Raw genomic sequence first — 22,391 nt, forward strand, 5'->3', positions numbered from 1 at the left:
ATATTAAGCGGTTTTAGGAGTTTTTATGAATGCGGTTTTTAAATCTTTGGCAGTATTATCGCTTGCTACAATGACCAGTATTGTTCATGCTGACATACAATTCAACAAAAGCGAATATCGTTATCAGACACCCAAACATATTGAAAAGCTGTGTCAAGCGGTCATCAAAGAACGTATTGCCTATTATACCCAAGAAGGCTGGGATTTAGATGAGCTAGATACTGACCCAAAAACCGCTTGTATTGATGTGAGTATTGAGCTGTCAAAAACAGGCGTGTCATGGATAGATGAGAGATTAAACGAACAAAGCTCCCTGCCAAGTTTTCAAGAAGACCTTTCTGACATCATCAGTGATTTAGAAGAAAGATTTGCTAACCCAAAAGATGCTCACTTTGGTGCGTACGAAAACATAGATGAATTAAGCCACATCAGCACATCAGCAGTTACCGCTCAGTTTGCTCGTGATTTTTATGGATACAGTTTTGGTGCTCATGGGCATTATGGCAAAAGCCTATATGTGTTTGATTTGCAAGATAAAAAACAGCTTAGCTTAGATGATGTCATCACCACGCCTGCCAAAAAATCAACGCTGACCCAAATTGCCAAACGCCATTTTATTGAGTATCTTAAATCAGATGTTGATAAAGCACCTGCCATGACGGACGAAGAAGTGCGTGAGCATTTGCAGTCTTGGGAGTTTTATCTAAATGATAACTTTGTATTTACTCCTGATGGCATGACCTTTTGGTATTCGCCTTATCAGATTGGTCCTTATGTGATGGGTTATGTGGTGATTGACATACCAAAATCTAAGCTTAAAGGTGTCATTAAGGATAAATATTTAAACCAAACTTTCACCCACTTTGATGACTCGTCATTTGATGATGGGGAAGACAATTAGGCTTTGGCGTGTTTTGACACGCCTTTTTATACGCCAAACAATCCTGTGGATAAATATCTATCACCCCTATCACACACAATAAAGACAATCTGTGCCTTAGGGTCGCTTTGTTTGATGGTTTTGGCGATTTGATAAGAAGCAAAACCTGCCCCACCACTAGACACCCCACAAAAAATCCCTTCATGTTTGGCAAGCTGACGCATGTAGTTTTCAGCATCACGTTGGTCTATGTCCATAATGACATCTACCCATGTTTTATCAAAAATCTTGGGCAGGTAGTCAGGTGTCCATCTGCGAATGCCTGCGATGGCTGAGCCGTTTGATGGTTGCAGACCGATGATTTGAATGTTGGGGTTTTGTTCTTTTAAAAATCTTGACACGCCCATAATCGTCCCTGTCGTCCCCATACTGCTGACAAAATGGGTGATTTTCCCATTGGTTTGTTGCCAAATTTCAGGGGCAGTGGTTTTGTAGTGGGCTTGCCAGTTGTCATCGTTATTAAATTGGTCAAGCACCACACCATCGCCATTTGCTTGCATTTGCAAAGCCAAATCACGAGCGGTTTCCATATTTTCCACTTCTATCAATGTTGCCCCATAAGCACGCATGGCGTCTTTACGCTCTTGGGTGGAGTTGGCAGGCATGATGAGTGTCATCTGATAGCCCATCATCGCGGACACCATCGCAAGAGCGATGCCTGTATTGCCACTGGTGGCTTCTATCAGCGTATCACCTTGTTTAATCAGCCCTCTTTTTTGAGCCTGCTTTATCATGTTAAAGGCAGGGCGGTCTTTGACTGAGCCTGCTGGGTTGTTGCCTTCTAATTTGGCAAAAATATCTGCATTGACATCATCAGCTAGGCGAGTCAGTTTGACAAGGGGGGTATTGCCCACAGTATCAGCCAAGGTGCTGACAGAAAAATCATTCATAAAAATCCTAATCTTATAAAAAAATGCTATTATTATAACACAATGCAACAGGTGAGTTTTGTGATGAAGATGACCAAGTTTTTATTGAATTTTAAAAGTGCTTATGGACAGCTTGTGGCATTGGTGTTTTTGCCGATTTTGATTTTGGCAGGCGTGGGGGGCGTGTTGGTATTTAGTGAAGTGCGTCATGCTATTTTGTCGGAGCGAAATGCCATCGCTCGGGCATATTTGGTGCATTATGAAGCACTGTTGCGACCTTTATTGACTGATATTAGCACAGGGCAAAAAAGTGCTGATGACTTACAGTTGCCCAAACTGCCTAGCATGAGCCTACAAAAGGCTTCTATTTTTAGCATATTTGGGTATGCAGAATCTGATGAAAGCTGGATACGTCGTGTGGTGGTGCTAGATGATGGCGATAAGCTGTTGATAGACACCGCCTTAAAACAAGAAGAAAAACCACGACCCACAGGTAAAGATTTGTGGCAACAAGACACCAAACTTGGTAGGGCGTATGGCATACCAATGATGGTAGAAGGGCGGTCATTTTGGTTAATTGTGGAGATGGACAACAGCCCTTTGACGGTGAATTATTATCAGGTGTTATTGGCATTGGGCATGACAGGATTGACCACGCTACTACTGTTACTACTGATTTTAAGTGCGTATTCTAAACGCTGGATAACGCCACTTTATGAGATGCGTATCTATTTGCAAAACCTAGATGTAACCAATCTGTCATCACCCATTAAAGCCACGACCAATGGCGAATTTACTTTGCTGTATCGGGATTTGGTGCAAGCGACACGGCGATTGCAAGGCAGTTTTGATGAGCTAAAAATGCACACCGAAGAAACCGAGCGAGACTTGCAACATTCCTTAGATGAAATGGAAGAGCGAAACGCCATCATGGAGCAGGCCCATAAAAGTGCAATGGGCATCAGCCGAGCCAAATCTGACTTTTTGGCAAATATTAGCCACGAGCTACGCACACCACTCAACAGCATTGATGGTTTTATCAACTTATTATCTCGTCAAGAAGGGCTAAGCAGTCAGCAAATACTTTATATACAAACCATCAAAAAATCATCGGCTCATCTTTTGGCTTTGGTGAATGACGTGTTGGATTTTTCAAAGATAGACGCTGGCAAACTTATCCTAGAAAATCATGAATTTGACTTATATGCTGTCATTTATGACGTGGTGGATATGCTGTCGCCATCTGCCTTTGAAAAGCAGCTTCGTTTATGTGTGCTGATTTATAATGATGTGCCAAATCGCATGATGGGCGACAGCCTAAGAGTAAAGCAAATTTTGACCAATCTGGTGGGTAATGCCATCAAGTTTACCGATACAGGTGGCGTGGTGGTCAAAATCGGTTTGGCAGATAAAGATGGTTTTGTGCATATCAGCATAGAAGATACGGGCAAGGGCATCAGTGATATTGATAGCCGTCATTTGTTTGAAAGTTTTAGCCAAGGGGATTTGTCAGTAACACGCCGATATGGGGGGACAGGTCTTGGGCTGGTCATCAGTCGTGAGCTGGTCAAAAAGATGGGCGGAAATATTGGTTGTTGGGATAATGCCACCCACAACAAAGCCAAAAATGGAGCGACATTTTGGTTTGAGATACCCACAGGCACCAACGATGAGATGGCAGAGCCTGCAATGCCTGAGTGTTTAGATGTGCCTTTAAATATTTTGGTGTGGATAAACCATGCCCCCACTCGTAAAATGCTTAAATCTGCTTTGGCAGGCACGCAGGCAAGTTTGTATTTTGCCATTGGATTTGCTGATTTGTTGGAGCAGTTGGACAAGGACAATCATGGTTTTGATTGGGTGATTGTGGATTATTTTGGGCAAGATGCGTCTTTGGACGATGTGGGGGCGGTGCTTCGGCAAATCCGTCTGCGTTATCAGGGGCATTTGGCGACTTATGGTTACCAAGTTGGCATGGATAACGCCTTGCTAAGCGAATGCCAAGCTCAGGCATTATACGAGCCAATGAACAAACGCCAGTTGTTTGCTTTATTGTGCAATGAACATGACCAAGAAACCATCAACGACAAAAAACGCTTTGATGGCAAGCGAGTACTGGCGGTAGATGATTATCCATCAAATTTATTGGTGTTAGATGCATTGCTGTCTGAGCTTGGGGTGGACGTGGTGCAAGCAAGCAGTGGGTTTGATGCCATTGATGTCATGACCAAAGCCACGATGGGGGAGATTTTGCCCATAGACTTGGTGTTTATGGACATTCAAATGCCCCATATGTCAGGACTAGATGCCACGTTACAAATTCGTAAAATCCAAGCTGACCACCAAATCCCACCAGTGCCAATCATTGCTTTGACAGCACATGGTTTGGCGGATGAAAAAGAGCGACTGGTGTCTTTGGGTATGAATGATTATGTCAGCAAACCTGTTTCATTGGCTCAATTGGTGCAAATTTTACAGACGTGGTTAGACAATGACGCATTATCCCAAAATGCCACGCCTGCTGTGCCATCAGATGACAAATCAGTTGATGTGTTGCCTGTTTTAAAAGACATAGATTGGGCGGACGCTCAACAAAGAGCAGGCGGTAAACCTGAGCTGGCAAAGACACTGCTGCTGATGGTAATAGAAACCGCTAATGGCGAAAAACACGCCTTAGAAAAAGCATGGGCAGACAGAGACCGAAAACAGCTTGCTGATATTGCTCATCGTTTGGTGGGAGCGTCTCGTTATACTGGTGTGCCACGTTTACGCCAAGCTTCTGAAAACTTTGAAAGGGCGTGCAGAGATGGCATGGATGACGTTTCTGATGGTCAATTTATCAGTATCAGACCATTTTATCGTGATTTGATTGATGCGTTGGATAATTTGGAGAGTGTCGTGCTTGATGAATGGATTGGATAGCTTGAACCATCAGGGGTGAGCAATGTTACAGTTATTGATATTATTGGTATTTGCTTACGCCCAAGATAACTATGGCACATATCCTGCTTATGCGTGGGCGGTGGCGTATGGTGTGCTAAGTATGCTGATGACGGCGATGTTTGGCGGTCAGCTGATGGCAGTGATGGTGTCTGGGATGATATTAACGGTTTATGCGTGGGGGTATTTTGTTGTGTTGCGGTGAGTGGGTGATAATCTTGTGTTGTGGCTGATGGTTTGTGTGGCTGGATTGGTTGTGCCGTTATTTTTATTGGTATGATGGGCGTGTTATCCAGATGGCTGACTTTGGTGCACCAAAATCACCACCAAAATATCGCAGTTATCCAAACTGTGCTACAATAACGCTTTTGCCAAGATAGCCAGCACCATGACACAGACTCACACAGACCGCCAAGCCCCCTTACCTGTTTTGTGGATTATGATGATGGGGGTGATGATTGCCATTGGTCCTTTGGCGATTGATATGTATTTGCCTGCTTTGCCTGAGATGGCAGAAGATTTTGGCATATCAGTCAGCCAAATCTCAAAATCTGTGCCGTTTTATTTTATCGGTTTGGTATTTGGTCAGCTTTTTTATGGGCCATTTAGCGACAGAGTGGGGCGAGTGCTACCGATGTATCTGGGCATGACGATTTTTATTGTCGCTTCTGTGGTTTGTGCGACCACCACTCATGAGTATGTGCTGTTTGTGGCAAGGGTGGTGCAGGCACTTGGGGCGTGTGTAACCGCCGTGGTAACCAGAGCGTGCATTCGTGATGTGCTGACCCCTGTGCAGTCAGCTCGGGCGTTTAGTTTGATGATATTGGTGATGGGTGTTGCTCCCATATTAGCCCCCACGCTAGGCACGTTCATGTTGGCATTTGCTGATTGGCGTGTTTTATTTTGGTTTTTGGCAAGCTACGGGGTGCTAAACATCATTTTAACCAAACTGTTTTTAAAAGAAACACTCAGCCCCAACAATCGCAATACCAAGCCCATCAGCACCACCTTTGCCAGCTATGGTGAGTTATTAAAGGATAAAACTTTCATCATACCAGCATTGGCAGGCGGGCTGTTGCAAGGGGCATTTTTTATTTATTTGTCCATATCTAGTGAGCTGTTTATGGTGCATTTTGGTTTGTCCAAAGAAAATTTTGCCACCGCTTTTGGAGCAAACGCCTTTGGTTTTGTTGCTTTAACGCAAGTAAATCAGTTTTTGACCAAGCGGTTTCGTCTGGTGCAACTGCTTCGCTTTGGGGCATTTATGCAGCTGACTTTTGCCATCAGCTTACTGTTGCTGGGCTTGTTTGGTGGGGGTTTTTGGTGGGTTTATGGGGCGTTGTTTTTGTGTATTGCAGGTCTTGGTCTAACTCAGCCAAATGCAGGTGCAATCGCCCTAGCTTTTCAAAAACATCGGGCAGGAATGGCATCTGCCATGCAAGGGGCGTTTCAGTTTAGTGTGGGGATTTTTGGGGGACTGCTACTTAGTTTGTTTGATGTCAGTCCTGTGGTCAAGCTGGGCATTACAACCACCACGCTGGTGGCGATAGGGACTTATTTGGTGTGTCAGCTTGACCCAAAACTAGATTTATCCAAGATGAAATAAGCACTCATTCGCCACGATGATAAGGGTGATGATGAATGATGCTCATCGCCCGATACAACTGCTCCATGAGTACCACACGCACAAGTGGGTGGGGCAAGGTCAAATCTGACAGCGACCATTTAAAGTCTGCTTGTGCCAAAACTTCTGCTGAGACACCATCAGCCCCACCGATGACCAAAGCGATGTCTGTGCCATCTGTCATGGCATTTTGTAATTTATCTGCCAATGCTTCGGTGGAGAGCATTTTACCTTTGACATCTAACACCCAAAGACGTTCTTTTTGGCGTGTGGTCAGTATTGCGGTGCCTTCTTGGTTTTTATAGTGATCAATCTGGGCGGATGATGGGTTTTTACTGCGTTTGGCAGGGGGCAGCTCTATGATGTCAGTATTCATCATGGGCTGTATGCGTTTGTGGTATTCTTTAAAGCCTGTTTCTACCCATGTTGGCATTTTTTGTCCAATGGCTAGGATTTTAAGTTTCATGACCGCTCCAAAATAACATCATATTTTAGCCAAAAATCTCCCATTTTAAAAGGAAAAATCATGACGACCGCCCGTAAACGGGGTGCTGATTTTGAGCAGCACGCCTGCCAATTTTTGACAGCACAAAACTTGACCATCATTGCTACTAACTACACCGCCCACCATATTGGTGAAATTGACATCATTGCTTTGCAACAAGTTGCTCAAAAAGACGGCAGTTATCAACAAACGCTCGTTTTTGTGGAAGTCAAAGCCCGAAAACACAGCCAATTTGCCAAAGCCATAGAAACCATTACCCCAAAAAAACAAAAACGCATCATCAATACAGCATGGCATTTTTTGCAAAACCATGAAATTTATGAAAGTTTGGCGTGCCGTTTTGATGTTGTGGCATTTGAAATAGATGAACGGCAGACAATAGGTGTTGATTGGGTGCAAGGGGCGTTTTGGGTGGCATGATTTTTGCCAAATTAAAAATACTTAATTTTTTAATTTGGTAGATTAAACATGAAGACACTTTCGGTGATGACAGCAAGTGCGGCTGTCCTTGGTATGGTAACCGCCTGTACCACAGCACCTACGACCAATGCGGTTAATTATGGTGTATCTGCTTTAAATCGTACTTTACCTGAACGCATGATAGATGAAGGCATTGAGCATAATATCATCAAAAATTTGCCAAATGTGGCAGGGCTTGAAAATATGGACGACCGCACTTTGCGTGTGATTGTGGACAGTTTTCGTGGAGAAGTGTTATTAACGGGTGAAGTGCCAAGCGAAGCGATTAAAAATAACATTGAAAACATGGCAAAATCAATGCGAGAAGTTAGTCAAGTTCATAATTATTTGCAAATTCTCCCCAGCCCAAAAAGCCCAAGCCATACCACACACGAGAACTTTTTAAAGTCCAAAATCCGTGCCAAGATTATCGCCAATCGTACGGCAACCAGTCCGCAATATAAACTTGCGTTGCGTAGTGATGTGGTTTATTTGATGGGTCATGTCAGCCCCACTCAGCAAAACAGCATTGTAGATGCCATCAATGCTACAATGGGCATTCAAAAACTTGTTTTGTTGGCAACTTTGTTAGATGATGGTGCTGTGCAAGGCAGTGATGATGTTTCTTATGAGCGTGCAACAAATACGGCATATGGGCAGATGGTAACAGAAAATAAAGCCCCAATCGGCGATAAAGCCCCCATTGTTCGCTTAGATGAGACACCTGTGTCGGACTATGTGCGTTTGTACAACAACACCACCAATCCATAATTGACTTTCAATGGCTCATCGGTGATGGGCTATTTTTTTAAAAATTATTATAAATCAAAATCTTAAATATAAATCCAATAAAATTGCGTGATGATTTTTTAATATACCCTACTTATCATTAGATGGTTTTGGTATAATGGGTCTGTTTTGAATAAAATTTGTGAGAAAATCATGAACGCAGATGACCTAATTGCTTTATTACGCCCCCATTTTACCAACGCCCACATACAAGCTGTCAATCAAGGCAATAAATTTGAAGTGCTCATTGTTGATGACAGCTTTGCAGGTAAGCGTCTTGTGCAGCGTCAGCAGTCAGTCTATGCCATTGTCAATCCCTTTATCCAAAGCGGACAAATGCACGCTTTGACCATTCATGCACTCACTTCTGATGAATATGAAGCAAAAAACAAGGCTAATTGAAGGATAAATTTTTATGGATAAATTTAAAATCATTGGCAAAAGTCGCATTGCAGGAGAAGTAAGTATCTCTGGCTCCAAAAACGCCGCTTTGCCACTACTTGCTGCCATGCTGTTGCCTAGCGATGAGACGGTGCTGCATAACGTTCCCACCCTAAAAGACACCGACACGCTCATCAAGCTCATCAAGGGCATGGGCGTGGACATCAAAAAAGAAGGCAATACGGTGATTGCTGACGCTCGCCATGTTGCCAATTATTATGCTCCTTATGAGCTGGTACGCACCATGCGAGCGTCTATCCTTGTACTGGGGGCGTTGCTTGGTCGCTTTGGAGAAGCCGAAGTGTCTTTGCCGGGGGGCTGCTCTATCGGTTCACGCCCTGTGGATCAGCACTTAAAAGCCTTTGAAGCGATGGGAGCGACCATCACTGTTGAAAATGGCTATGTCAAAGCCCAAGCCCCAGCAGGCGGACGTTTGATTGGCTGTGATTTTAGTTTTGATATGGTAACGGTTGGTGGTACCGAAAACGTCATCATGGCGGCAACACTTGCTCGTGGCACAACTCGTTTAGAAAACTGTGCCACTGAGCCAGAAGTGGTGGACTTGGCAAATATGCTCGTGAAAATGGGTGCAAAAATTGACGGCATTGGCACGCCAACCATGACCATAGAAGGAGTAGAGCAGCTGCATGGCTGCGAATACAGCGTGATTGCTGACCGTATTGAGACAGGCTCATATTTGGCAGGGGCTTTGATGAGCGAAGGCGATGTGCTGACCAAAAACACCTCAGCGGAGTTTTTGCACCCTGTTTTAAAAAAATTTGAAGCGATGGGAGCAACCATCACCACAGGCGATGACTGGATTAGAGCGGTGATGAAAGGTCGCCCCAAAGCGGTGGACATTCGCACCCAAGTACACCCCGGTTTTCCTACTGACATGCAAGCTCAACTGATGGCAGTGTGTTGTCTGGCGGACGGCACCAGCACCATCATTGAAAATATTTTTGAAAATCGCTTTATGCACGTGCCAGAGCTACAACGCCTTGGAGCCAATATCAAAGTGGATGGACATACCGCCGTGGTGGTGGGTGTGGACAGCTTTACCCCCGCCCCTGTGATGGCGACCGATTTGCGAGCGTCCATGTCGCTGGTGATGGCGGCAGCGTGTGCCGAAGGTGAGAGTGTCATTGACCGCATTTATCATATTGATCGTGGGTATGATGATGTGGAAAATAAACTCAAAGCCTTAGGCGTAAATATTGAGCGGATTAAGGATTAAAGTAGAGCAGTCATGACCGTATTAACTTTGGATTTACCAAATATCAGCGAGCAAGACATTCGGGATTTTGAAAAAACACACGGTATTAGCATTCACGATGTCATGTCTGATTATTTAAAAGAACTATTTAAAAAGTCAGACAGAGCAAATGCCAAGATGGATGTTTCTGATATTGAATCTTTGATGGGTAAATACGCCAAATATGCCAAAAATCCATTGCCAAAAACCGATGATGAAATTAACCACATGGTCGGATGTGCATTAAAAGAAAAGTGGGCAACTCATGAGAGTAATTGATACCAATATTTTGGTACGATTTATCATGAATGACACACCAAGCCAAGCTCAAAAAGTTTTTGAGCTATTTTGTCATGCCAGACAAAATCAAGAAAAACTGTTTGTGCCAGTTGTGGTGGTTATGGAGTTAGAATGGGTGTTGTCTTATTCGTATCAATTGCCACGAGATGTTATGCTTCAAGCAATGCTTGAGATACTTAAACTGGATGTTTTGTGTGTTGAGCATGATCAAGCAGTCTTTGATTGTCTAGCAAATGCCACTCAAAATACTTTTGATGTTTCTGATTTGTTGATAGGTTATGTTGCTCGTGCTAATGGTTGTTTAAGCACCATCACTTTTGATAAAAAAGCTGGTAAATCGCCATTATTTGAACCATTAAAATAACTTGAATAAAATGACAAACGCCATGAACACCACCTTTAACGGCTTAACCATCGCTCTATCTAAGGGGCGGATTTTAGATGAGACACTGCCTTTGTTTGCCAAAGCAGACATTGCTCCGCTTGAAGACATCAACCGCTCTCGTAAGCTCATTTTTCCTACCACGCATGATGATGTGCGACTGCTGATTTTGCGAGCGTCTGATGTGCCAACCTATGTGGAGCATGGGGCGGCGGACATTGGCGTGGCGGGCAAAGACGTATTGATGGAGTATGACGCTCATGTGTATGAGCTGATTGATTTAAACATTGCCAAATGCCGACTGATGACCGCAGGTGTGGTGGGTAAAACCTTGCCCAATCGCCGTCTGCGTATCGCCACCAAATACGCCAATGTGGCACGCAATTATTTTGCGTCTCGTGGTGAGCAGGTAGATGTGATTAAACTGTATGGCTCTATGGAGCTTGCTCCTTTGGTGGGGCTGGGCGATTTGATTGTGGATGTGGTGGATACAGGCAACACCTTGCGAGCCAATGGACTTGAACCTTTGGACGAGATTTGTCAAGTGTCATCACGGCTGATTGCCAATCCTGTCAGCTATAAACGTAAACTTGCCCAGCTTAGTCCCATTTTGGAGATTTTAGAAAAGGCAGTGCAACACTAAGCCCATGCAGTATTTGTTTGTTTATGGCACACTTGCCCCTGATGAATGTAACCATCACATCATGACCCCCATCACAGGCACTTGGCGACGAGCTTTTGTCAAGGGTGTGATGGACGTTGATGGCTTTGGTTTGACAGGGGGTTATCCTGCTTTGGTGTTTATAAATCAGACAACACAAACGGTGCAAGGGTGGCTGTTTGGTTCTGATGACTTACCTTTGCATTGGGAGAGATTGGATGCTTTTGAAGGGGTGGCGTATCAGCGTGAACGTATCACGGCAACCACCCAGACAGGCGAGTGTGTCAGTGCCTATGTGTATGCTTTGCATCGCAAGCTGTATTCCTTGTTAGATGTATCATTTAAAGAAAATTGGGGTAATCAATGACAAGCAAACCACACAAACGCCTGTTTTTGACCGCATCTTTTGCTGATGTGGCGGTTGGGCTTGATAAATTTTTGCCTGATTGCCAAGGTAAAACCGTTGCCTTTATTCCCACCGCTTGCGATGTTGAAGAATACACCAAGTTCATGGACGACGACAGACAGGCGTTTATGGATTTGGGCATGGTGGTTGATGAGCTGGATTTATCAGCGATGGATTTTAACACGCTTTGCCAAAAAATCACCAGCAGCGATTGTGTGTTTGTTGGTGGTGGTAACACCTTTTATTTATTATCCATGCTCAAACACACAGGACTTGATAAACTTCTCATACAAGCCATCAATGACGGCAAGCCTTATGTCGGCACATCGGCAGGCAGTATCATTACCGCCTTTGACATTGAGTATGTGGCACAGATGGACGACAAACAAAAAGCCCCACTTTTGACAGATACGGCAGGCTTGGGTGTGGTGGATTTTTATGTATTGCCCCATTTTGACAATCCGCCCTTTGTACAAGTCGCCCATAAGATTTATGGCCAATACCACACAGAACTTGCCCTAACGCCCATCAGCAACCATCAAGTGGTCATGGTCATTGATGACATCATACAATTATGTTCATTTTAAGAGTAGCTCTATGCCAACCATCAAAATTTTAAACAGCCAAGACGATAATTTTAACGAGCAACTAAACGCCTTGCTTGCCTTTGAAACGGTAACTGACAGCACGCTGATTGCCACAGTCAATGACATCATTGCCACAGTGCGAGCTGATGGCGACAAGGCGGTGCTATCCTACACCCAACAGTTTGATAAGCACCCAGCTGTCAGCATGGATGAGCTGTTTGTCAGTGCTGATAAACTAAAAGCGGCATTTGATGGTTTGACTGATGATGTCAAACATGCCTTAGAATACGCTGCCAAACGTATTTTTGCTTTTCATGAATACCAAAAAGAAGATGGCTTTCGTTTTACCGACCATTTGGGTAATATTTTGGGGCAAAAAGTAACACCCCTTGACCGTGTGGGTATTTATGTGCCGGGGGGATTGGCAAGCTATCCATCCAGCGTTTTGATGAACGCCATACCTGCCAAAGTCGCAGGTGTCGGACACATTACCATGGTTGTCCCTGCCCCAAGTGGTGAGCTCAATCCTTTAGTGCTGGCAGCGGCACATCTGGCAGGTGTGGACAGCGTGATTACCATCGGTGGGGCTCAGGCAGTGGCGGCATTGGCTTATGGCACCGAAAGCATACCTGCGGTGGATAAAATCACAGGGCCCGGCAACAAATACGTCGCTGCCACCAAACGAGCGGTGTTTGGGCAAGTGGGCATTGACATGATAGCAGGGCCATCAGAAGTGCTGGTCTATGCCGAAGGTGAGCCTGATGATAATGCTGATTGGCTCGCGATGGATTTATTGTCGCAAGCGGAGCATGACACCATCGCTCAGGCGATTTTTGTTACTACTTGCCCCAAGCAGTTGCAAGCGGTCAAAGATGCCATTGATAATGCCTTGGCGGTTTTACCAAAAGCAGACATCGCAAAACAGGCTCTTGCCAGTCGTGGGGCGTTGATTTTGGTCAAAGACCGAGCCGAAGGCATTGCTGTTATCAATCAAGTCGCCCCTGAGCATTTGGAGCTGTCATTGGATAACCCTGAACAAGTGGAGCAATATGTACGCCATGCAGGGGCAATCTTTTTGGGAAGATACACCCCAGAAGCCATCGGCGACTATTGTGCAGGTAGTAACCATGTGTTGCCAACATCAGGCACAGCAAGGTTTAGCTCGCCACTTGGAGTGTATGATTTTACCAAAAAAACATCGCTCATCTATTGTACGTCTGATGGGGCAAGACCTTTGGCAAAAACGGCAGACATTTTGGCAGTACAAGAAAACTTGGATGCTCATGCTTTGTCCGCCAGATACCGATACGATAAAGTGGTCTTAAAATAACAATAATATTTTGGAGAGATGATGACTACCAAGCCAGACACTCGCCTATGGAGTGCCAAAATCCGCAAACTGACCCCTTATGTGGCAGGTGAACAGCCCAAAGCGGACAATCTATGCAAGCTAAACACCAACGAAAACCCCTTTCCCCCAAGCCCAAAAGCTGTCCAAGCCATGCAGTCAGTGTTGGCAGATGGTCAAACGCTAAGACTATACCCTGACCCTGAATCTGATGAGCTGTGTCAGACTTTGGCTCAGTATCATGGGCTTGACCGCTCGCAGGTGTTTGTGGGAAATGGCTCTGATGAAGTGCTGGCGTTTATTTTTGCGTGCTTTTTTGCCAAAGAGCGTCCGCTACTTATGCCAGACATCAGTTATAGTTTTTATCCAGTTTATGCTCAGACCTTTGAGATTCAAACACAGCTGATTGCCCTAAAAGACGATTTTAGCATTGATACCGATGATTATCGCATGCCGTCAGGGGGCATTATTTTACCCAATCCCAACGCACCAACAGGGGTGTTGTTAGGTGTGGACAAAATCGCCAAATTAGCCAAAGAACATCCCAATTCGGTGATTGTGGTTGATGAAGCGTATATTGATTATGCCGATGACAAAACAGCGTCTGCCATTGCTTTAATCCATGAGTTTGATAACGTGCTGGTTACTCAAACCTTTTCAAAGTCTCGTGCTCTGGCGGGTTTGCGAGTGGGCATGGCGTTTGGCAGTGCCCATTTGATTGCGGCATTATCCACTTACAAAAACAGCTTTAACAGCTATCCGCTTGACCGTTTGGCACAAAAAGGGGCAACCGCCAGTATTTTGGATGAAGCCTATTTTCAAGAAAAGCGTTTGGCGGTCATCAATCTGCGTAAAGAGCTGGTGTCAAGCCTTGTGGCGTTGGGCTTTGAGGTGTTGCCATCAAGTGCCAATTTTGTGTTTGCCAAACCTAATCACGCCACGCTATCCACCCAAGAGATTTTTGAAAAACTGCGTGAACAAGGCGTGATTGTTCGTCATTGGGATAAACCACGCATTAAGGAGTATTTGCGGATTACGGTGGGTACAGACGAACAAAACGCCAGATTGATTGAAGTGTTAAGTCAAATACTGACCTAGCGGATGCGATGGTGTTATTTAAAGACAATCTTTTGATTGTCTTTTTAAGGGCTGTAGAACCATTGCAAAATCAGCAGTCTAGTAAATCTGTTTTTTTAAAGGTTTGCAGAAGGTATCAAATAATAAAACTGAAAAATATTATGTTTTTTATTATTAACCCTTTTTCTTTAAGGCTATATCAAGAAATTATTGCTAGATATGAGTTAAGTCATACCCTATTCTGCATGGTAAGTGTGGGGTTAGAGTATTCGATATCTAAATATTAATAGCTACCACAGTGAAGGAAAAGATATGATTATTTATCAGAATAAAGGTATGATAATCAAATATTTGAACAATTATTGGATTTATTGCAATTTCATCAATTTCTCTAAAGGTGTGTTGGAGAAAATAAAAGCTATTTTGCTGAACTTGTCCATATAATCCTACGCTTAGCTTGCTCGGTAGATGTAGCTCAATACCAATACCTTGCTTTGCTTGTGTAAATTAACTTATTTTTGGAGGCTTGGGATGTCTAAACTTGAATATCAATTTGATGAAAAATCAAATCAAATTTTTTCCCCATTAAAGAGTAAATGGTTGGCTTATACTCCTGAAGAACAAATTCGCCAACAATTTGTTTGCACTTTGGTAAATGATTATGGTTATTCACTGGGGCAAATGGCACAAGAATTAAGTTTAACTAATTCATCTCGTGGCACAGGACGTGCAAGAGCGGATATTGTTATTTGGAAAAGTGAGCAAGCCAAAAATGACAACGAACATGCTGCTATTGTCGTTGAATGCAAATCTGACAATGTAACCATTCAACCTGAAGACTACTATCAAGGGTTAAATTACGCAACTTGGGCTGGGGCAGATTTTTTCGTAACCCACAACAACAAAGAAACACGCTATTTCCAAGTTTTTAAAGACAAATTACCCAAACACCTTGGTAAAGAATTGTCTGATTTGCCCAAAGCCAAACAACTAGGTAACCAACAGTCTATTGAAAAAATCCTAAATGAAGAAAAGGTTTTTGAGCGTGATGAATTTGCCAAACTGTTGCATCAATGCCACAATATTATCCGCAACAATGATAAGCTATCGCCAGAAGCGGCATTTGATGAAATCAGTAAAATTTTATTTACCAAAATTGTTTTTGAACGCGATAACCGCAACAACAAAACCAAAATTTTCTCAAAAACAGAATTTGAAAACCAAGAAAAAACTTACGATGACAACGTCCGTCCTTATTTACAAGGTGATGACAAAAAGACCGATTATGTTCAAATTATTTTCCGCCAAACCAAAGAAAAATATTCGAAAGATGCTCTTTTCGCAGAAGATGATGTGATTAAAATCCGCCGTGAAAGTTTTCTTGCCATTGTTGAAAAATTACAAGTTTACAACTTATCCAAAACGTCTGACGACGTAAAAGGCATCGCTTTTGAGAAATTTTTAGGCACAACATTTAGGGGTGAGTTAGGGCAATTTTTCACACCACGCACCATTGTGGAATTTATGACTGAAATTTTAGACCCACAAGAGGGCGAACGAGTATGTGACCCATGTTGTGGTTCAGGCGGATTTTTGATTAACGCCTTTGAATATATACGGGAAAGTATCAAGCAATCCATTGAAAACGAAAAAGAAAATATCAAAATCCAACATTTCAACGAACAATACGAAAATGCCAGCGATAGTGAAAAAGAACGCATTGAAAAGCAAGTAGATGATTTATTTACCCAGCTTAATAATGAATTGAACTTGGATAATACAGACAGCCGAATTTTTCAACTTTCGCATAACTGTATCTATGGAACAGATGCAAATCCGAGAATGGCTCGTGTATCCAAAATGAATATGATTATGCACGGCGATGGACATGGTGGTGTACACCACAATGATGGCTTATTAGATATTAATGGTATTTTTGAAGAGCGTTTTGATGTCATTTTAACTAATCCGCCATTTGGTTCACGAGTTGCTAAAGACTTGAAATTAACTATTGAAGATAGTTTAAAAAATAAACCATATTATAAAAATTGGAGAGAAAAATACCTTGTTAAACTTAATACGATTGATGAAGAAAAATTGATCTTAGTTAAAGAAAATGATGAATATTTTAAAAAACAAATAAAACAGGGGGAGAGTATTGATTTTTCCAAAGGTTTTCCTATTTATAGTTATTTAGCTATAAAGAGAGAACAAGAAATTAAAGAAAAAAAAGCAATTGTAGATAAATACGATATAAGCAAATACAGTACTTTAACCGAAGTGATGTTTATTGAGCGTTGTCTAAAACTATTACGCAAAGGCGGGCGTATGGGCATTGTTTTGCCAGAAGGTGTGCTAAATAATGGTGAGTTACAAAAAGTTCGTCAATATTTTGAAAGCAAAGCAAAAATTATTTTGATAACCTCTATTCCACAAGATGTCTTTATTGCATCAGGTGCAACCGTGAAACCCAGCCTTGTTTTTTTAAAACGCTTTACCGAAAGCGAAGAGCAAGCATATAACCAAGCCAAAGACAACGCTACTGCTGAAATAACGCAAAAATACGCAAATCAAAAAGCTAAATTGCAAGCGATTGTGGATAAAAAATTAGACAAATTACCACCTAAAGCCACACTTGAACAAAAAGCAGAACAGAAAGAACAACAGGTCCAATTAAAAGAAGAAAAAAAACAAGCGAAAGAGCAACTCAAACAGCTAGAAATCCAAATTCAAGATGAAATCCGCCAGTTAATCAAAGAAAAATTTGATTATCCAATTCCGCTTGCTGAAGTAGAAAAGGCAGGAATTGACAGCAAAGGCGTTGCCATTGAAAACGATTTGCCTGCATTAAAAGATGAGTTCACACAATATCGCAAATCTGCAAATATTTGGGAAAATCACACCGCTTGCCACTATAAATATACAGAAAATAATGGCAGATTAGACCGCACTTTATATGAAGTTCAGCAAGGGGTGGAATAATGGAAATGAAATTTTTGCGTTTTGTGGATTTTTCTCAATTAAACAATTGGAATGTAAAGCAATACCTTAATACTAATTTATTGAAATCACAATTCAAAATTGAATTTTTGTCAGAGCATTTAATTGAACAAAATAACAAAATCAAACCATTTGACTTTCCTGACGAAGATTTTGCAATTTTGGGCGTGGATAATAAAGTAGGAATTTTTGATGCCTATGTATCAAAAGGAAAAGAAATCAAGCAGCCATATAAAAAAATGGAAACAGGGTTTATTGCCTACAACCCCTATCGTATTAATGTAGGCTCAATCGGATTAAAAACCGCAAAACATCAACATCAATACATTAGCCCTGCCTATGTCGTGTTTAGTTGTCAGGCTACATTACTGCCTGAATATTTGTTTTTAGTTTTTAAAACTAATTTTTATAACCGAATTATTAGGGATAATACAACAGGTTCAGTTCGACAAAATTTGAGTTTTGATAATTTAGTCAAAATGCAAATCCCCCTGCCTGATATCAATACTCAAGAAGCATTAGTCCAAGCTTATCAAGACAAAATAACAAAAGCTGATGAATTGGGGAAACAAGCCAATCAAATAGATAATGACATTGAGCACTATCTGTTTGAACAGCTTGGAATTGAAATTCAACAAACTCCAAAAGCCCAAATAGGAAAATTACGGTTTGTGAATTTTAGGGACTTGAATTTGTGGGGAGTTACCAGTCAAAATGCAATTACTGCTGAAACTATTTTCAAATCTAATCAATTCAAAAATGAACCGATAACAACCTTTTTTGAAATTAACCCTACTACGCAAATTCCAAAAAATCAAATCATTAGCTTTATTCCGATGGCAAATATTTCTGATATTTATGGAGAAATTTCTGTTCACGACAAAAAAACATTAAAACCTAACTATACCAAATTTAAAGAGAATGATTTGATTTGGGCAAAAATTACACCGTGTATGGAAAATGGAAAATCTGCGGTGGCAACTAATTTGGAAAATGGTTTTGGATTTGGTTCAACTGAATTTCATGTTTTACGAGCAAGAAACAATGATTTTTCTATTTATTTATTACACTTACTTTTGCGTACTAAACACCTAAGAAAAATTGCAACTCAGTACTTTACAGGTTCTTCAGGTCAACAACGAGTGCCAAAAACATTTTTGGAAACATTGACCCTACCTGTTTTAAGCTTAGAAACTCAAACCCAAATCACTAATTATATTCAAGCCCAAAAGCAACGGCAAAAAAGCTATTTAGCTACTGCCGCCGCTTTACGTTTAGGAGCATTGACAGAGTTTGAACAAGCGATTTTCAGCAATAAAAGCAACTGTTTTTTTGTAAATTGAACATTAATATTGTTAAAAACACAACCTTTCAGTGCGTCAAAGCGTCTTGTAACAAGCTGATGATGTGCGTTTTGTCTTTCTGTTTTTTGACTATATTCCACAGCTTATCAGCTTCTGTATAGCCCTTGGTGAGCATGCCTAGCCACTGTTTGTAGCGACCAATCAGCCCATGTTGGTTGTCGGTGGCGTCGTTTAAAAAGGCAATCTGATGGCAAATGAGTGCTTGCCAAGATAGGGTGTTGGTAGGGTTGTCCAAAGTGGCAATCAAATCAGGACGAGTAACCGCACCACGTCCGAGCATTAGGTGGGGCGTGTTTGCTTGTCTGGTGCAGTCGTGGGCGTGCGTGGCGTTCCAGATTTCGCCATTGGCAATGATAGGCAGACCAAGCGTGGTAAAGGGGGCGATTTTATCCCAATACGCAGGCGGTTTGTAGCCTTGGGCTTTGGTACGCGCGTGAATGGTCAGCCAGCTTGCTCCGCCAGCTTTGACCGCTTGTCCGATGTCGTGCATTTTATTGGTGTCGTTATAGCCTAAGCGGATTTTGGCAGAGACAGGAATGTGGGCGGGTACAGCGTGTCGCACCGCACTGATAATCTGATACAGCGTGTCAGGTTCATCCAGTAGTACCGAGCCGCCTTTGTGGTTATTGACCGTTTTGGCAGGGCAACCAAAATTTAAATCAATGGCTTTTGCTCCAAGATGGCACGCCACAGTGGCACTTTGAGCCATCGTCTCAGGGTTATTACCCAGTAGCTGAACATGAATGGGCGTGCCACTGTCTGTCTTGCCATCAGTGTGTAGCTCTGGCACATATTTATAAAACACATGAGCAGGCAAAGGATAATGGGTAACACGGATAAATTCACTGACTGACCAATCATAAGGTGAGCCTAAATCATGAGCGATTTGCGTTAAAATCCGTCTCATCAAGGGGTCGGTTAAGCCTTCCATCGGAGCGAGTAGGCGAACAGGGTGGTTAAATAGGTGTGAAAAAGGCATGATAAAATCTTTATGATAATACACAAAATGGATTTTGTTAAGCGATTTATCTGTTTGCTGGTTTGTTGTCATTTAAAATGATTGGCAAATCCCCATTTAGTTGCGTTACAGTTGTCTTTTAAACTTCATTTTGGAAAAACCGTCATGACCAGCCACACCATCAAGCCCAACGACCTTATCCCATCAAAATCCACCCACCAAGCCGCCCACGTTTTGCGTGTTGTTTCCATCAATGTCAATGGGCTGCGAGCGTCCGCCAAAAAGGGGCTGTTTGAGTGGATCGCCAAAAGCGAAGCGGACGTGATTTGTATGCAAGAGACACGGCTGACTCATGAGCAGTGGACAGACCAGTTTAAACCAGCAGGCTGGCAGGCTCATCTGTTCCCTGCTCAAAAAGCGGGCTATGCAGGCACAGCCGTTTATAGTCGTCTGCCCTTTGTGCCTAGCGATGGGCTGGGCTTTGAGCTGGCGGATAGCCAAGGGCGTTTTACGATGGGACGGTTTGATTTGAGCGATTGGGGCGTAGATACGCCTGTGCATATTGCATCTTTGTATTTGCCATCAGGTTCATCAGGCGATGACGCCCAAGCTCGTAAGGATTTGTTTTTGAATGAGTATAAAGCCATTTTAAAGCGTTGGCGAGATGAACAAAAATCCATCATCGTTTGTGGTGATTATAATATTGTCCATAAACGCATAGACATCAAAAACTGGTCAGGCAACCAAAAAGCGTCAGGCTGTTTGCCCCACGAACGAGCATGGCTTGACCATATTTATGATGAGCTTGGCTATGTGGACAGTTTTCGGGTGGTGCGTCATGACAGCGAGATTTATTCGTGGTGGTCAAATCGTGGTCAAGCTCGTGCCAAAAATGTCGGTTGGCGGATTGACTATCAAGCCTGCTCACCCGATTGGAAAGAGCGTACTGTTGGAGCGTGGGTGTATAAAGATGAGTGGTTTAGCGACCATGCACCTGTAATCATTGATTATTTGATTAAAAAATAATCCATATTTAATTAAAATTTTACAAATTGATTAAATAACAAACATTTTAATTCATATATGGCATTTATTATATAAAATGACCAATTAGTCATTTATATTAATACAAAATACGGATAAAAATTAACTAAAATTATACAATTTATCAATAGGATAATTGTGTTAATCTCAATAAACCGCCATCGCTTATCAAATAAGGGGTGTGCGGTTTTTTTATGTAAAAATATTTTTACCATTGATACATTAAAAAACACCAATAGGGCTATTTTTTACATTTTGTAGTAGCTTAAATTTTTTAAATGCTTTATTATTGGGTCATAATAGTCAAAATGTCATTTTTGTGGTTAATTTTTGTTTAAAGTATTAATCACATTTAGCTAAAAGGTGCAATATGCAACAGATTATCGTAAAAACTAATAATGCCAGTCAAGTGGTTAATCAAACTCAGGTGGTAACAAAAAATGGACAACCTACCATCATCAAGGCAAATGGTAATGCCAATTATGAGTTTGTTAAAGAAAATACAGGTCGTGCTCCTGACCATATTGTAACCAAGCGTGTTGGCAAGGATTTGCACGTTTCTTTTGAAGAAGCGGGGCAAGATTCTGATTTGATTATTGAAAACTTTTATAACTATCAAGAATCTGCTTTGGTTGGGCAAGCAGAAAATGGTCAATACTATTACTACATTCCAGATACTGGTGAAGTGGTAGATTATGTAACTCAGCTTAATGCAGGGTCAATCCAAGGTCAAGCATTGGGCGGTCAAAACTTAGTGAGCCCTTGGTGGGTTGCCAGTGGCTTGACAAGTACAGGCGGTCTTGGTTCATTGCCTTGGCTACTTGGTAGCACAGGAGCGGTTGCAGCAGTGGCTCACCGTCAAGGCAAAGATGATGACGAGCGTCCTGCGGCATATATTTCTATTGAAACTGTTGCCAAAAATGACGTGGTGAACGTTGATGAGCGTGGCACAGAAGTAGAAGTGATTGGTGCGGTATCAGGCTACTATACGCCGGGAGATATTGTTACACTTGTTATTAACGGAAAAACTTATAAAACACCTGTTGATGCAACAGGGTCATTTACAATTAAAGTGCCTGCTGAGGAGTTGTCAAAAGATTCAGATAGCATCATTGAGGCATCTGTGGCGGCAACTTCACCTGCGGGTAATTTTACTGCATCTACCATGCACCGTTATGCCGTGGAGATAGTTTCTCCAAAAGCCATTCATGACCCTGCCAACCAAGGGGGTGTGATTGTTCGCCCAGATGACCAAGCAGACCGCTTAATCATCGACTACACCGATGAGGCTGACCAACCACAACAGATCACCATCAGCAAAGACCCAAGTACTGGTACTTGGAGCCCACAAGGCAACTTACCTGCTGGTGTGGAAGTTAACCCACAAACTGGCGAAGTTACTTTAAGCCCAGATGCCATCAAAGACGGTTCAACCTTAACGG

General features: G+C 42.4%; 22 protein-coding genes. 19 read left to right on the forward strand and 3 right to left on the reverse strand.

The window, feature by feature from the left end:
• Positions 1 to 25: 25 nt before the first annotated feature.
• Complete coding sequence (locus CEW93_RS05325; RefSeq protein WP_089538907.1) at positions 26 to 901, forward strand: RsiV family protein; 876 nt, start codon at positions 26 to 28, stop codon at positions 899 to 901.
• A 26-nt stretch (positions 902 to 927) separates the two neighbouring features.
• Here the strand turns inward: CEW93_RS05325 and cysM are convergent, their stop codons facing one another.
• Positions 928 to 1,830 carry a cysteine synthase CysM gene (cysM, locus tag CEW93_RS05330; protein WP_089538908.1) on the reverse strand — a complete coding sequence of 301 codons (903 nt, stop codon included), beginning with the start codon at positions 1,828 to 1,830 and terminating at the stop codon, positions 928 to 930.
• A 69-nt stretch (positions 1,831 to 1,899) separates the two neighbouring features.
• On the opposite strand from cysM, the gene CEW93_RS05335 reads away from it, so the two are divergent.
• The 3 genes from CEW93_RS05335 (at position 1,900) to CEW93_RS05345 (ending at position 6,355) form a co-directional block, all read left to right on the forward strand.
• A complete protein-coding gene (locus CEW93_RS05335; protein WP_089538909.1) occupies positions 1,900 to 4,731 on the forward strand; it encodes an ATP-binding protein in 2,832 nt (943 codons plus the stop codon).
• Between the two features lie 22 nt (positions 4,732 to 4,753).
• Positions 4,754 to 4,954, forward strand: a complete 201-nt coding sequence (locus tag CEW93_RS05340) for a hypothetical protein (RefSeq protein WP_089538910.1) — start codon at positions 4,754 to 4,756, stop codon at positions 4,952 to 4,954.
• A 183-nt stretch (positions 4,955 to 5,137) separates the two neighbouring features.
• Positions 5,138 to 6,355 (forward strand): multidrug effflux MFS transporter, encoded by a 1,218-nt coding sequence (locus CEW93_RS05345; protein WP_089538911.1) that lies wholly within the window; start codon positions 5,138 to 5,140, stop codon positions 6,353 to 6,355.
• A gap of 4 nt (positions 6,356 to 6,359) precedes the next feature.
• On the opposite strand, the gene rlmH is transcribed toward CEW93_RS05345, so the two are convergent.
• Positions 6,360 to 6,839 (reverse strand): 23S rRNA (pseudouridine(1915)-N(3))-methyltransferase RlmH, encoded by a 480-nt coding sequence (gene rlmH / locus CEW93_RS05350; RefSeq protein WP_089538912.1) that lies wholly within the window; start codon positions 6,837 to 6,839, stop codon positions 6,360 to 6,362.
• A 60-nt stretch (positions 6,840 to 6,899) separates the two neighbouring features.
• Here rlmH and CEW93_RS05355 point away from each other — a divergent pair, with 60 nt between their 5' ends.
• The 13 genes from CEW93_RS05355 to CEW93_RS05415 all read left to right on the forward strand — a co-directional run bounded on the left by CEW93_RS05355 (position 6,900) and on the right by CEW93_RS05415 (position 18,926).
• The gene (locus CEW93_RS05355; RefSeq protein ID WP_089538913.1) at positions 6,900 to 7,298 is read left to right on the forward strand and encodes a YraN family protein; all 399 of its coding nucleotides are present in this window, start codon (positions 6,900 to 6,902) and stop codon (positions 7,296 to 7,298) included.
• Positions 7,299 to 7,346: 48 nt separating this feature from the next.
• Positions 7,347 to 8,108, forward strand: a complete 762-nt coding sequence (locus CEW93_RS05360; protein ID WP_089538914.1) for a BON domain-containing protein — start codon at positions 7,347 to 7,349, stop codon at positions 8,106 to 8,108.
• 171 nt (positions 8,109 to 8,279) lie between these two features.
• Entirely contained in the window at positions 8,280 to 8,528 is a 249-nt protein-coding gene (locus tag CEW93_RS05365; RefSeq protein WP_089538915.1) for a BolA family protein, read from the forward strand.
• A 13-nt stretch (positions 8,529 to 8,541) separates the two neighbouring features.
• Positions 8,542 to 9,804 carry a UDP-N-acetylglucosamine 1-carboxyvinyltransferase gene (gene murA / locus CEW93_RS05370; RefSeq protein ID WP_089538916.1) on the forward strand — a complete coding sequence of 421 codons (1,263 nt, stop codon included), beginning with the start codon at positions 8,542 to 8,544 and terminating at the stop codon, positions 9,802 to 9,804.
• Between the two features lie 12 nt (positions 9,805 to 9,816).
• Positions 9,817 to 10,101 (forward strand): hypothetical protein, encoded by a 285-nt coding sequence (locus CEW93_RS05375; RefSeq protein WP_089538917.1) that lies wholly within the window; start codon positions 9,817 to 9,819, stop codon positions 10,099 to 10,101.
• Positions 10,088 to 10,486 carry a PIN domain-containing protein gene (locus CEW93_RS05380; protein WP_089538918.1) on the forward strand — a complete coding sequence of 133 codons (399 nt, stop codon included), beginning with the start codon at positions 10,088 to 10,090 and terminating at the stop codon, positions 10,484 to 10,486. The genes CEW93_RS05375 and CEW93_RS05380 overlap by 14 nt, the downstream gene beginning before the upstream one ends.
• Before the next feature lie 22 nt (positions 10,487 to 10,508).
• A complete protein-coding gene (hisG, locus tag CEW93_RS05385) occupies positions 10,509 to 11,147 on the forward strand; it encodes an ATP phosphoribosyltransferase (RefSeq protein WP_089538919.1) in 639 nt (212 codons plus the stop codon).
• 4 nt (positions 11,148 to 11,151) lie between these two features.
• Positions 11,152 to 11,532, forward strand: coding sequence for a gamma-glutamylcyclotransferase family protein (locus CEW93_RS05390; protein ID WP_089538920.1), 381 nt, complete (start codon positions 11,152 to 11,154; stop codon positions 11,530 to 11,532).
• Entirely contained in the window at positions 11,529 to 12,158 is a 630-nt protein-coding gene (locus CEW93_RS05395) for a Type 1 glutamine amidotransferase-like domain-containing protein (RefSeq protein WP_089538921.1), read from the forward strand. Before CEW93_RS05390 ends, CEW93_RS05395 begins: the two co-directional genes overlap by 4 nt.
• Positions 12,159 to 12,168: 10 nt before the next feature.
• Positions 12,169 to 13,488 carry a histidinol dehydrogenase gene (hisD, locus tag CEW93_RS05400; RefSeq protein WP_089538922.1) on the forward strand — a complete coding sequence of 440 codons (1,320 nt, stop codon included), beginning with the start codon at positions 12,169 to 12,171 and terminating at the stop codon, positions 13,486 to 13,488.
• 18 nt (positions 13,489 to 13,506) lie between these two features.
• On the forward strand, positions 13,507 to 14,604 hold the full coding sequence (gene hisC / locus CEW93_RS05405) for a histidinol-phosphate transaminase (RefSeq protein ID WP_089538923.1): 1,098 nt from the start codon (positions 13,507 to 13,509) through the stop codon (positions 14,602 to 14,604).
• 510 nt (positions 14,605 to 15,114) lie between these two features.
• Positions 15,115 to 17,565, forward strand: a complete 2,451-nt coding sequence (locus CEW93_RS05410) for an N-6 DNA methylase (protein ID WP_089538925.1) — start codon at positions 15,115 to 15,117, stop codon at positions 17,563 to 17,565.
• Positions 17,565 to 18,926 carry a restriction endonuclease subunit S gene (locus CEW93_RS05415; RefSeq protein WP_089538926.1) on the forward strand — a complete coding sequence of 454 codons (1,362 nt, stop codon included), beginning with the start codon at positions 17,565 to 17,567 and terminating at the stop codon, positions 18,924 to 18,926. The genes CEW93_RS05410 and CEW93_RS05415 overlap by 1 nt, the downstream gene beginning before the upstream one ends.
• A 28-nt stretch (positions 18,927 to 18,954) precedes the next feature.
• Here the strand turns inward: CEW93_RS05415 and CEW93_RS05420 are convergent, their stop codons facing one another.
• Positions 18,955 to 19,926, reverse strand: a complete 972-nt coding sequence (locus tag CEW93_RS05420; RefSeq protein WP_089538935.1) for a tRNA-dihydrouridine synthase — start codon at positions 19,924 to 19,926, stop codon at positions 18,955 to 18,957.
• Positions 19,927 to 20,070: 144 nt separating this feature from the next.
• Between CEW93_RS05420 and CEW93_RS05425 the strand changes: the two genes are divergently transcribed.
• Complete coding sequence (locus CEW93_RS05425; protein ID WP_089538927.1) at positions 20,071 to 20,931, forward strand: exodeoxyribonuclease III; 861 nt, start codon at positions 20,071 to 20,073, stop codon at positions 20,929 to 20,931.
• A 388-nt stretch (positions 20,932 to 21,319) separates the two neighbouring features.
• On the forward strand, positions 21,320 to 22,391 hold a 1,072-nt coding region (locus CEW93_RS05430; RefSeq protein ID WP_146416646.1), incomplete at its 3' end, for an Ig-like domain-containing protein.

It is taken from the genome of Moraxella sp. VT-16-12 (genome assembly GCF_002224245.2).
Taxonomy (GTDB): domain Bacteria; phylum Pseudomonadota; class Gammaproteobacteria; order Pseudomonadales; family Moraxellaceae; genus Moraxella.